Source organism: uncultured Campylobacter sp. (assembly GCF_938030685.1).
In the GTDB taxonomy this organism is placed as follows: domain Bacteria; phylum Campylobacterota; class Campylobacteria; order Campylobacterales; family Campylobacteraceae; genus Campylobacter_B.
This window is the reverse complement of record NZ_CALHHX010000016.1, coordinates 1-11,687: the sequence shown is the minus strand read 5'-3', so window position 1 is coordinate 11,687 and position 11,687 is coordinate 1. Positions and strand designations below refer to the sequence as shown.

General features: G+C 47.6%; 11 protein-coding genes and 1 tRNA gene. 9 read left to right on the top strand and 3 right to left on the bottom strand.

What is annotated here, in order from left to right:
- On the top strand, positions 1–242 hold a 242-nt coding region (locus Q0369_RS00855; RefSeq protein WP_298094705.1), incomplete at its 5' end, for a hypothetical protein.
- Between the two features lie 202 nt (positions 243–444).
- Here the strand turns inward: Q0369_RS00855 and Q0369_RS00850 are convergent.
- On the bottom strand, positions 445–1,050 hold the full coding sequence (locus Q0369_RS00850) for a hypothetical protein (protein ID WP_298094702.1): 606 nt from the start codon (positions 1,048–1,050) through the stop codon (positions 445–447).
- Positions 1,051–1,551: 501 nt separating this feature from the next.
- On the opposite strand from Q0369_RS00850, the gene Q0369_RS00845 reads away from it, so the two are divergent.
- Positions 1,552–2,775, top strand: coding sequence for an ankyrin repeat domain-containing protein (locus tag Q0369_RS00845; RefSeq protein WP_298094699.1), 1,224 nt, complete (start codon positions 1,552–1,554; stop codon positions 2,773–2,775).
- A 316-nt stretch (positions 2,776–3,091) separates the two neighbouring features.
- A tRNA-Glu gene (locus Q0369_RS00840) sits at positions 3,092–3,166 on the top strand.
- Between the two features lie 179 nt (positions 3,167–3,345).
- Here Q0369_RS00840 and Q0369_RS00835 read toward each other — a convergent pair.
- Both Q0369_RS00835 and bioB read right to left on the bottom strand, forming a co-directional pair.
- Positions 3,346–3,471, bottom strand: coding sequence for a hypothetical protein (locus tag Q0369_RS00835; RefSeq protein WP_298094696.1), 126 nt, complete (start codon positions 3,469–3,471; stop codon positions 3,346–3,348).
- Between the two features lie 339 nt (positions 3,472–3,810).
- Positions 3,811–4,800, bottom strand: coding sequence for a biotin synthase BioB (bioB, locus tag Q0369_RS00830; RefSeq protein ID WP_298094693.1), 990 nt, complete (start codon positions 4,798–4,800; stop codon positions 3,811–3,813).
- 331 nt (positions 4,801–5,131) lie between these two features.
- Here bioB and mnmG point away from each other — a divergent pair, with 331 nt between their 5' ends.
- The 6 genes from mnmG to Q0369_RS00800 form a co-directional block, all read left to right on the top strand.
- Positions 5,132–7,006 carry a tRNA uridine-5-carboxymethylaminomethyl(34) synthesis enzyme MnmG gene (gene mnmG, locus Q0369_RS00825; protein ID WP_298094690.1) on the top strand — a complete coding sequence of 625 codons (1,875 nt, stop codon included), beginning with the start codon at positions 5,132–5,134 and terminating at the stop codon, positions 7,004–7,006.
- Positions 7,007–7,069: 63 nt separating this feature from the next.
- Positions 7,070–7,831 carry a hypothetical protein gene (locus tag Q0369_RS00820; protein ID WP_298094688.1) on the top strand — a complete coding sequence of 254 codons (762 nt, stop codon included), beginning with the start codon at positions 7,070–7,072 and terminating at the stop codon, positions 7,829–7,831.
- 326 nt (positions 7,832–8,157) lie between these two features.
- Complete coding sequence (locus tag Q0369_RS00815) at positions 8,158–9,711, top strand: ATP-binding cassette domain-containing protein (RefSeq protein WP_298094686.1); 1,554 nt, start codon at positions 8,158–8,160, stop codon at positions 9,709–9,711.
- 279 nt (positions 9,712–9,990) lie between these two features.
- The gene (locus Q0369_RS00810) at positions 9,991–10,311 is read left to right on the top strand and encodes a c-type cytochrome (protein ID WP_005872020.1); all 321 of its coding nucleotides are present in this window, start codon (positions 9,991–9,993) and stop codon (positions 10,309–10,311) included.
- 102 nt (positions 10,312–10,413) lie between these two features.
- The gene (locus Q0369_RS00805) at positions 10,414–11,223 is read left to right on the top strand and encodes a riboflavin synthase (RefSeq protein ID WP_298094682.1); all 810 of its coding nucleotides are present in this window, start codon (positions 10,414–10,416) and stop codon (positions 11,221–11,223) included.
- A gap of 10 nt (positions 11,224–11,233) precedes the next feature.
- A partial coding sequence (locus tag Q0369_RS00800; protein ID WP_298094678.1) for a polyphenol oxidase family protein occupies positions 11,234–11,687 on the top strand: 454 nt, incomplete at its 3' end.

The following is an 11,687-nucleotide window of genomic DNA, read 5'->3' as shown; positions in this document are numbered from 1 at the left end:
TCTACGCGATCAAAAACTCCTCCAAATGGGAGGCGGGCTCAAAGCGGGCTAGCTTTACGGTGGGTTCGTTTGCATACGACGAGATCGCGTGGGTGTGGGTGCCGCGAGCCTTCGACGGCGGGCGAAAAAACGATCTAGCGAAGCTAAAAGATCTACTGCAAAAAATCCCCGCGCTGCGCTACGAGCAGAGCGACACCGGGATTAAAATTTTCGGCTACGAGTGCGGCGAAGCGGGCTTATAGTCGTATGGCGCGAAATTTATTAAATTTTGTCGAGGATCGCGCCGATACGGCTCATGGCTTGTACTGCGCAGACGAACAGTGAGCGGGTTTTGACGCGACTGCGTCTTTGACAAACAGCGCGGGCAGAATGAAATTTTATCTTTTCAGGCGCTCAAATGCAGTCTAAATTTAAACTCCGCGCGAGTATAAACGCGGGTAAATTTTATCTCTGCGCCTGGTTCCATAGACCCTTTGCTTCGGCGGGGTTTTTTATATTAAGCCACGCAAGAAGCAGTACCGCGGGCGTCAACGGCTTTAAGATTAAATTCGCTAGCGCCATGTATTTTACGACGCTAGCCGTTATAAGCTCGGGAGCTAGTACTTGAAGCATGCCGTAGAGGATATTTGCGCCGGCGCCCGCGATTAGCAGCGCGGCGTATACGGCGAAAAGCCCGCATCCCGTGGCGGCACGCAACTTAAAATTTATAATTATCCAAACGACCTTTATCGCAAGCACTAAAAACGGCTCAAATGCTAGCAATTGATCGTGATAGGTTTTGCCGAATAGATAAACGGCTACGTAACCTAGCAGCACTAAAACCGCGATATTGTAGGTATATTTGAAGATCGTAAAGACCTGAGAGCCCGTGATATTTTGGATGTTTGCAAGCGCGTAGTGAAAGAATGTGAAGGCAAAGAGCCACGCCAATACTCGAACTATTTCCGAATACACGACCTCGTCGCTTAGAAAATACGTCGCGCTCGCGATCAGTAGACAGAGTGCACCGAGCGCGCCTTGCAGCTTCGCTCTTTGAAAAGCTTTATTCATATTCATCCCCTTAAATTTTAATGCCCGGCTTGCTGCGATGCGAGCGCCGCTTTGATTATCGCCACGCGGGCTTTAAATTTAGCCGGTGCGAATTTTAATTTTACGCCGCCGCGCATACTTCGTACTTTACGTCGCTGTGAATGATTTAAGCCCAGCATGCCGCCGAATATCTCATTCTTGGGCTACTGCCGCGAATTTTATTTAGTTCCGCTGTTACGAGTGCTTTTAATTTAACGCCGTAGTTACCGCAAATTTTACTTTGCCGCCGCCGCTCGCGTAATACGTTTTTGAAATGGGATTTTACGCAAATTGTGTTTAAAATGGATTTAACTTTTTAAATTTAAAAGCAGCGGAGTAGCTTAAATTTATAACTATCCAAATGCCATTACTATAAGCATTAAAAACGTTTATTTTTGGTTTTTAAATTGAGCTGTTTTTAGTAAATTTTGCTTACAAATTTTGTATAATTTTTAAGATTTTATCTCGAAAAGAGGAGCGAGTATGAGATTTATCGTTATATTGTTTTTGGCGGTCGGCAGCTGTTTTGGAGGCAATATAACCGACTTTCAAAGCTTGGAAAAATTTATCAAAGACGGGCAAGCGAAAGGATATTTTCCTAAAAAGATTTTAGTGACGCAAGGATTTGATACCACCGTATTAGAAGACGTGAGTTTAAATTTTAGCAAAACCATATATTGGGATATAAATTCTCGCTGCAACCAAAACGCAGACGAAATCATTATAGCCGAAAGCGATACGAGGCACTCTATAGTTTGCCCCGGAAATAACAACGTCTATATTTTGACGGGCGGCAGAAGCGATGTGGAAGACCCATGGGGAAACGATATTTTCGTAATGGGCGAGAATGATGATAAAGTTTCAAAAAGCTGGGGTACAAATATATTTATATTCGGCAAAAGATGGGGGCACGATAAGATAGAAATTGGCGATTCTAGGATAAATCCGGCGTCAAACCCTGAATACAAAAACGAATTTCCTTACGAGTTTAGCCACTTTTTCATCTTTGATAGCGGGGTTAAAAAGGATGATTTAGTTTTTAACTTTAACAAGATAATAAATTTAAAAACAAACGACTCTATAGAACTTACGGATTTAAATGGTATAAATTTGATTTTTAAAGACGAGCCGGGTAAATACTACGGCACAAATTCATTAAAGGAGATTTACGACAAAAACTTTTTCGTTACGCCTAAGACTGAAGAGAGTTTGAGTATAGATGAGATACAAACGTTGCTTCACAAAACGGCATATTCAGACAACGCCGAAGATGCTAAAAAATACTGCGAAATGGGCGGCGATCCGAATTTTAAAGGTCATGAAAATACCACCCCCATCGAAATGGCGGTAATGTTAGGTAGCGAAAATTCGCTTAGCGCGATGCTAGAGTGCGCAAAAAGACTGACTGATAGCGCAATGATGATGAGCGTATTCGGAAGCCAACACGACGATGAGAAGAGTTTTAGGCTCGTAAAGCTTTTAGAAAAATACGGCGGAAATTTTAAAGCAAAGGATAGGGATGGCTGCTCCATGGTAAATTATGCGGCAAGTTCTCATAGTCTAGAAATCGTAAAATATCTAGTAGAAAGAGGCGCCGATCCAAAAGCTAGATGTTCTCATAACCAAAGCGTAACTCCATCGGATTGGGCAAGGAAAAACAAGGACAAAAGAGTATATGAGTATCTAAAAAGCCTAGAAGCCAAATAAAAGCTATGCTAAATTTGACTTCTTTATCGTTTGCTTTGAATCAGCGCGATTAAATTATTAGCGTTTTTGATGCAGATAGCAATGCGCAACAAGCTTTTATGATATCGATTTGGCTTATGGCTGCAACGACGGAACTTATTTATGTGCCATCTAGAATGGGCGGCATATCGGACTCTCTAGAGCACCAAGATTTACGGCTATGCCAAAAAGCTTTAAGTTTTCGGCGAAAATTTTATTTTGCGTTATTTTTGCAGAAAATATATAATTTAATCCAAAATTTATATACACTTCGCTATTATCCCATTTTCAATTTCGCGGCCCACTCGTCTAGTGGTTAGGACGCTGGCCTCTCACGCCGGTAACAGGAGTTCAAATCTCCTGTGGGTCACCATTTCATCACTTAAAATCAATTAAAATTTTCTATCATCCAGCTGCCTGCCCTTGAAATTTAAGACCTCATTTGTTTTTGTAATATGTTGATTAAAATTTCATCATATTTTTATCGAGGTTAATTGATCTAGAATTAAAGTCGCGCGAATTAAAATTTAGATCAAATTGTAAAATTCACGGCTAAATCCCGCCGCTGCTTATATTTTCCAGATTGCGCAGCCGATTCCAGTTTTGTTCGTTTTGTAAATTTCGCATATTTTGTCGCTGCTGCATCTGCTCCAGTTGCTGCTGCGCTTGCTGCTGCATTAGGCTTCGCTGCTCGGAGATATATCGATCTTGCGCTCTTTGCTGGGCTTGTGCGCTATTCGCCTTAAATGAATTAAGCGTATCTTGCGCCGCCGTTTGCTCTTGCGCCTTTCGCGCGACTTCGGCATCAATCTTTTGCCGCTTCGCGCAACGGTTTGGCTGCTCCTTGCTTAGCGGGCTTGCGACGTCGCATCTGCTCGCATCCGCTAAGAATGAAGCCTCCTAGTCGTCTCGCGAGAGCAGCGAGCAGCCGCAAAGCAACACGACTAAAATCAAGGCAGGGAAAAATTTTAACTTCATAGCAGCCTCTTAAATTTTATTTTTAATTCCCGACCGCCGCTAATCCGCGCCCTTTGCGAGGTCGAATCCGCACTGCGCCACAAGCGCCTTGTCGCTTGCAATGCTATCGCCGGTGGTGGTCAGGAAATTGCCCGTAAGCGCCGAGTTGATGCCGCATCCAAGCGCCGTGCGCACATGCTCGCCTAAATTCCGCCTGCCGCCTGCGAAGCGCAGATACGCGCGCGGCAAGATGAAGCGGTAGATCGCGATCGATTTTAAAATTTCATCGTGTGCTAGCGGCGCGGCGTTTTGCAGCGGAGTGCCTTTAATCGGAGTCAGGATATTGATCGGCACGGAGCTAACGCCCAGCTCTCGCAGCTGCAGCGCCATATCGATGCGATCCTCCATGCCCTCGCCCAGCCCGAAAATCCCGCCGCTACATACGTCAAGCCCCACGGCGCGACAATTCTCGATAGTTTGGATGCGATCGTCGTAGCTGTGCGTCGTGCAGATCTGCGGATAAAATTTTCGCGAAGTCTCGAGATTGTGATGATAGGTCTGCACGCCGCTAGCTTTAAGCAGCGCCAGCGCGGGCTTTGAGGCGATTCCCAGCGAGGCGCACAGATGCAGCCGCGTTTCGCTTCGCAGCCGCTCATAGATCGCGCAGTATGCTCTCAGATCGGAGCTTTTTTGAGAAATCCCGCGCCCGCTGGCGACGAGCGAGAAGCGGTGCGTCTGCTCGGTTTCGTTTGCAAGCGCGGCGCTTAGCACCTGCTGCTCGCCCAAAATTCCGTAAGTCTCGCAGCCCGTGTTAAAATGCGCCGACTGCGCGCAGTATTTGCAGTCCTCGCTACAGCGCCCCGATTTTACGTTTATGATCGTGCAGAGATTAAATTTATCGCCGCAAAACTCGCGCCTGATCTCATCCGCCGCCGCAAAAAGCGCGCCTAAATCCTCGCATCGCGCCAGATTTAGCGCCTGCTGCTTTGCAATCTCGCAGCCGCCTATCACGCGATCTTTCAGCTCGGAAATATAAAATTTGTCTATCAATACTTAGCCTTTTTGAAAAAAATGCGTAATTATACAATGCGAAATTTAAAGCAAAGCTCGCACGCGAAATTTGGCGTAGGAATTTTGCGCTAAAAATTTACGCGGAATTTCACGCCCTCCGCCGATTTTGCGCCGCGATTTTTACGGACGGCTCGTCCGCATGCTGCTTATGCGGCGGTGCAAATTAAAATCGCTTCAAAGTTGCGGCGCGGTAAAATTTTACGCGTATGAAAAATACATAGCGAGCCGCTACCCATGGTATCTGCGCGCGATTTATCGTTTTGAAATTTTATTTTGGCTAAAATTGCGGCTTTAAATTTAAAGGCAAAAAATGAAATACGACGTTATCGTTGTGGGCGGCGGGCACGCGGGTATCGAGGCAAGCTTAGCCGCCGCAAAAATGGGCGCAAAGACGCTGCTAATTACGATCTTGGCCGAGCAGATCGGCGCTGCGAGCTGTAACCCCGCAATAGGCGGCCTTGCGAAGGGGCATCTGGTAAAGGAGATCGACGCGCTGGGCGGTCAGATGGGGCTTGCGGCGGATGCGTGCGGGCTGCAGTTTAGAATTTTAAACGAGAGCAAGGGCCCCGCCGTGCGCGGCTCGCGTGCTCAGATCGATATGGACAAATACCGCATCTATATGCGAAATTTGCTGCTAAACACGCAGGGGTTGGATGTAAGCCAGGAAATCGCGAGCGAAATTTTAACCTGCGAGCAAGGCGGCGAGCAGCGCATTTGCGGCGTTAAGACCCATCTTGGCAATGTTTATGAAACAAAACATCTGATAATCACCGCCGGTACTTTTTTAAACGGGCTAATTCACGTGGGCGAAAACAAGCTGCAAGCGGGGCGCGTGGGCGAGCTAGCGAGCGTCGAGCTTGCCGAATCGCTGCGAAGTCTGGGTCTGCAAATGGGGCGGCTAAAGACGGGCACCTGCCCAAGGATCGATGCTAAGACGATCGATTTTAGCGTGCTTGAGTGCCAAGACGGCGACGCCGATCCGTGCGCTTTTAGCTTTCGCAGCAAAAATTTTGCGCCGAAGCAGCTTGCCTGCTTCATCGCTTATACGAACGAGCGCACGCACGAGATCATCCGCGAAAATTTCGCCCGCGCGCCGATGTTTACGGGACAAATTTCAAGCACGGGCCCGCGCTACTGCCCGAGCATAGAGACTAAAATTTATGAATTTCCAAATCGCGACCGCCACCACGTCTTCGTCGAGCCACAGACGCGCGAGGCTACGGAGTATTACGTAAACGGCCTCTCTACGAGCCTTCCTTACGACGTACAGATTGCGTTTTTGCGCACGATCAGAGGCTTTGAAAATGCAAAAATCGTCCGCCCGGGCTATGCGATCGAGTACGATTTTATCGATCCTACCGAGCTTAAACACAGCCTTGAGACCAAAAAGATCCGCGGACTGTTTTTGGCAGGTCAGATCAACGGCACCACCGGCTACGAGGAGGCCGCTGCACAGGGGCTGATGGCGGGCATCAACGCCGTGCTTGATTTGCGCGGGCGGCAGCCTCTGATTTTGCGCAGAGATGAGGCGTATATCGGCGTTTTGATCGATGATCTCGTCACCAAGGGCACGAACGAGCCCTACCGAATGTTTACTTCGCGCGCGGAATTTCGCCTGCTGCTGCGCGAGGGCAACGCCGTGCTGCGCCTAAGCGAATACGGCCGCGAGATCGGACTTTTAGACGAGGCGAGCTACGAGAGGGCGCGTAAGCTTAAGCTCGATGTGGAAAGCGGAATGGAATTTTTGCTAAAAACGCAGATTACCCCTTCAAAACAGACGCTTAGCCTGCTGCAAAGCATTGGCGCGGAGCCTATTTCGCAAAGCTGTAGTTTACAAAAAATCGCCTCTCAAAGCGGTTTTTCAAAGGCGGGACTGCTTGCTCTGGCGCCGCATTTTGAGGGCTTTAGCGATGAGGTTTTGGATGAAATTTTAACGCAGTGCAAGTATCATTTCTACATCGCGATGCAGCGCGCCGAGGTCGAGAGGATGAAGGGGCTGCTTGGCGTCGCGATCCCGCCGCAGATCGATTTTAGCAAGATCGGAGGGCTTAGCAACGAGATCGTGCAGAAGCTAAATCGCTTTGCGCCGCCGACGCTGTTTGCCGCGAGCGAGATCAGCGGCGTAACGCCCGCCGCGATCGATATTTTGCACATCTACATCAAACAAAATTTTGGCTTGAAATAAGCTGCGCGTCTGACGTGAGAAAGCCGTAGTAGATTTGACTACGCAAACAAAATAGGAATAAGCATGCAGGATGAGTTAAATTTAAGCCTGAGAAAATTTGCAAGAGACTACGACAAAGAGCCGCTAGTCATCAAAGACGAAACTAATCAGGTCATAAAAATTTCGATTATTTTGATGTTTGCATTAATGGCTTTCGGAATTTTAAGAAACGTATTTTTTGGCGGCAACTCCGATATGTTTAAAATTTCATTATACTTTTTGCTCGTCATAAGCAGAAGAAAATTCGATATGAATTTCTATAGAAACGCTTATGTCTATTTTTACAACGATAAAATCGTCAAGATAATTGACGGCGAAATTTTTGCGGAAATTATGCCGCGTCAAATACGAAAGCTTCACAAAACAGTATCCTATGCGCTTCCGATACATTACGGGCTAGATAGCGTCGGCGGTAAAACAGGCGTAATATTTCTTGTCGTTATCATGGCGGCGATGTTTGTAGTGCTGCCCGTAGCGACATCTATTTTTATAATTTTAGCGACGATCTGCGTAGTGCTTTTGCCGCAGATCATTTTTCATTTTGGCAAGGGCATTGATAGCGTTTTTGATATGATATTTTTACAGGGCAAAAACGGCTTGTTTTGTAATTTTATGATCAGCGATCCAAATGATTACGCAGAGCTGCGCAGATATTTCAAAGTCGTTTGCAACAAAAATTTAGACCTAGCCGAGAAGAAAATAACAGCGCTATTTGAAGTGAGTAAATTGGAGATAAATTTATTAGCTAAATTTATCACGGAGCGCAACAAAAAGGGCGATGTCTAGAGTTAAATTTGGATTTTAGCAGAGCCGACAAAGCTTATAAAATTTAAAAATATAGTTAAAATTTTGCGCTCTGCCACTTTAGGTTTTTAAATTTGATTCAAAATTTTGCAATCCGTCAAATTTAATCCTATCTGCTAATTTCTGTCAGGGGCGTAAACACAGATAGGGCTTATCGCTCCTGGCGCGCCAAAAGTGGATAAATTTTCGGCAGAATTTTACGCAGTTCGGGTAAAATTTTATTTGCGAAATGAGAACGGATTTAAAATTTAACCGTTTTTTCAAGCGAATTTTGCCACAATTGCGCTCAAATTTCATTGGGACAAAAGATGAAAAAATATACTAAACAAATCCTCGCGATGCTCGCGCTAAACGCGATTTACAGCGGCTCAGGGATCTTGATTTTAAGCTTTATCAATAAATATCTACTTGACGGCACCGAAAGAGGCGGGCGCATCATCGCGCTATTTTTCGCGCTCTTGGCGCTATTTCTGCTGCTTTCGGTGCTAAGCCGCATCATGCTTTGCAAGATGGAAAACGACTTCGTATTCGATCTGCGCACCAAGATCATCAAGCAGATCATCGATACGAAGTTCGAGCGTATCGAGGCTGCGTCGAAGGCGAACCTGCTTGCGTCCCTTTCTAGCGATATTTCGCGCCTGACCGAAGGCTTTATGCGCATTTCCGAGCTCATCCAAGGCGCGATGATCGTGCTATTTTGCGGTATCTACGTGCTATACATCGCGCCTATGATGTTTGCGTTTTTATTCGTCTGGATAGGCGCACTGATGATTTTCAACCGCTTTTTGATGAAAAAAGTCATGCAAAATTACGATCTGTACCGCCAAAACGAGGACGTTTTGTACAAAAACTACGCCGCGGCGATCGAGGGGCACAAGGAGCTGTCGCTAAGCCTAGCCAAAGCAAAAAGCCTATATGAAAACGACTTTTTGCCTAATGCGCAAAATTTGCGCCAAAGCTCGCTGCGAGCCGAGGTTTACGGCGCGTTTGCGAGTAATTTTATGAACGTGATGATGCTTGGCGCGGTGGGCTTTGTGCTTTATTTTGGGCTTAGCGGCGGCAAAGCGGAGCTTGCAAACGCCGTAACGATCGCGCTTACGGTGCTTTTTTTGCGTGCGCCTTTGATGATGCTCATATTCTCGCTTCCTAGCGTGTTGCGCGCCAAGATCGCCTACGCAAAGATCAAAGAGTTAAATTTAGACCCGTTCGTGCAGGGCTTTGAGCTTGCGCAAATGCAGCCGTGGCGCAGCCTGGAGCTTAAGGACGTGGGCTTTTCGTATCCGGGCGGGAAATTCGGCATAAAAGGGGTAAGCTTGCAGCTAAATGCGGGCGAGACGGTGTTTTTAATCGGCGAAAACGGCAGCGGAAAATCGACGCTTTTTATGATTTTAGCGGGTCTTTATACGCCGCAAACGGGCGAAATTTTAGCCGACGGCGCGGCCCTTAAACCCTCTGATCTGCGCGCCTACAGCAACAACATAAGCGCGGTTTTCAGCGATTTTTATCTCTTCGACTACGCTACGGGCGATGCGGACATCGCGCGCGAGTGGCTCGCGCTCACGCACCTGCAGGATAAGGTTGAGCTAAAGGGGGCTAAATTTAGCACCACGAGCCTATCTAGCGGGCAGCGCAAGCGTTTGGCGCTCGTAAGCGTGCTGATGGACGGGCGAAAATTTTTGATGCTCGATGAGTTTGCGGCCGATCTCGATCCGCAGTTTCGCGCGGAGTTTTACGAGCGGATTTTGCCGGAGCTGAAATCGCGCGGATACACGATCTTTGCGATCTCGCACGATGATAAATACTTCGGCGCCGCAGATAAAATTTATAAGATGCAAAGAGGCGAAATGTCGCGCATAAAGTAAAGTGGCTAAATTTTAAAATTCTACGCGAAATTTCGCGATGGAATTTGACGTCTAGATGAAATTCCGCCGTAGAATTTCGCCGCGAAATTTTACGATTGAAATTTAAGTGGCAAGGCGAAATTCGCTTAAAATTTTACAGCATAAATTCCGCTTTGAGCCTCTACGCTAAAGTTTGCAGTAGATAGAATTTCGCCTCTTTAGCGCAAATTGCAAAAATTTAGCCGAAATTTACTAAATTTTGATTATACTGCACCCACAATTTAAAAAGAAAGGATAGGAATGAAAAAAGTTCTTATTGCATGTGCTGCGTTGGCGGCGTTTAGTTCGAGTGTATTCGCCGCTGACGGCGCTACTTTATATAAAAAATGCGTGGCCTGTCATGGAGCCAACGCCGAGAAGCCTTATCTTGGCGGCAAAGTACCTGCGCTAAACACCCTAAGCAAGGAAGATATCATCGCTAGCCTAAAAGGCTACAAAGACGGCACTCTGGGCGAAGGCAAGGGAAAATTCGGTATGATGGGCGTTATGAAAGGTCAAGCAGCTTCGCTCAACGACGAATCGATCGAAGCGCTAGCCGATTTCATCGTTTCTAAAAAATAATTTCAAACTTCATTCGGCGGGCTTTGTGCTCGCCGAGCTTCGCTTAACTTTAAATTTTTAAAATTCTACGCTAATATCACGTAAAAATTCCAAAGGCTCATAATGTTTAACGGACTGATCAGAGAGATCGCGCAGGTTGCGAGCTTTAGCGGCGATTTGCTGCGATTGCGCGCGAGATACCGCCCCGCGCTCGGCGATAGCGTCGCGGTAAACGGCGCATGCCTGAGCGTGACGCGGCTTTTTGCGGATGGATTTGCGGTACAGCTTTCTAGCGAGACGGCGAGCGCCATCGCCATGCAAAACCTGCGCGGCCCTGTGCATATCGAGCCTGCGATGCGCCTAGGCGAGCGCATAGACGGGCATTTGATCCAAGGACACGTCGATGCCGTGGGCGAAATTTATAAAATTTCAAAGCTTGCAAGCGGCATAGATTTTTTCATCCGCGCGCCGCTACATATAGCGCCGCTGCTAGCGCCGAAAGGCTCGGTAGCGATCGACGGCGTGAGTCTAACGATTAACGAAGTACTTGAGGGCGGAAATTTTACTCATAAAGAGCCGCGCGGCGCGAATTTCAGCGGTGCAAGCTTGCACGGGCAAAATTTCAGCAGCTCAAATTCCATTCGCGAACCAAACTCCTTAGGCGCAAATTTAAAGAGCAAAGCGCAAAGCTGCGCCATTCGCCTTACGATCATCCCTCTCACGCTCAAAGATACGCTCTTTGGGACCTACAAAATCGGGCGTCGCGTTAATATTGAGACTGATCTGCTAGCGCGATACGTCGCGGCTCAGCTGGGCTTTGCCGGCGGACGGCCCGCCAGTTGCGGCACTGTCGCGGCGTGCGATATGAACGCTGAGGGCGAAAAAGAGGGGCTTTCGTGGGACGCGGTAGATAAAATTTTGAGCCTGTATTAAGCGGCGCGTGATGGCTAAAATCGAAATTTGCAGAGAAAATCTTGAGTTTGTATTGGACGGACACGGCGTGCTAGCGGGCTTTAGCACGCGGCTTGGCGGCGTAAGTGGCGGAGCCTACGCAAGCCTAAATTTAGGAGATCACGTAGGCGACGATCCGCAAAACGTCGCGCAAAACCGCGAAATTTTAGCCGCTGCGTTCGGCATCGCGCCTCGAAATTTAAAATTTATGCGCCAAATCCACTCAAACCGCGTTGAAATTTTACGCGCAGGTAGCGATGAAATCCCGCCCTGCGACGGGCTTGTGACCGATCTGCACGGCGTGGCGCTGTGCGTACTGGTAGCGGACTGTTCGCCCGTTTTGATCGCGGACGAGCAGCGCGGCGTGGTTGCCGCAGTGCATGCGGGGCGTGCGGGCGTGATAGGGCGGATCTGCACCAATGCGATAAATTTGATGAGCGAGCGCT

Bases quoted from the DNA above. Each gene is read 5' to 3' on its own strand.
- Q0369_RS00810 (WP_005872020.1), top strand. From the start codon at position 9,991: ATGAAAAAAGTTCTTATTGCATGTGCTGCGTTGGCGGCGTTTAGTTCG.
- Q0369_RS00845 (WP_298094699.1), top strand. From the start codon at position 1,552: ATGAGATTTATCGTTATATTGTTTTTGGCGGTCGGCAGCTGTTTTGGA.
- Q0369_RS00815 (WP_298094686.1), top strand. From the start codon at position 8,158: ATGAAAAAATATACTAAACAAATCCTCGCGATGCTCGCGCTAAACGCG.
- Q0369_RS00835 (WP_298094696.1), bottom strand. From the start codon at position 3,471: ATGCAGCAGCAAGCGCAGCAGCAACTGGAGCAGATGCAGCAGCGACAA.
- mnmG (WP_298094690.1), top strand. From the start codon at position 5,132: ATGAAATACGACGTTATCGTTGTGGGCGGCGGGCACGCGGGTATCGAG.
- Q0369_RS00820 (WP_298094688.1), top strand. From the start codon at position 7,070: ATGCAGGATGAGTTAAATTTAAGCCTGAGAAAATTTGCAAGAGACTAC.
- Q0369_RS00805 (WP_298094682.1), top strand. From the start codon at position 10,414: ATGTTTAACGGACTGATCAGAGAGATCGCGCAGGTTGCGAGCTTTAGC.
- Q0369_RS00850 (WP_298094702.1), bottom strand. From the start codon at position 1,050: ATGAATAAAGCTTTTCAAAGAGCGAAGCTGCAAGGCGCGCTCGGTGCA.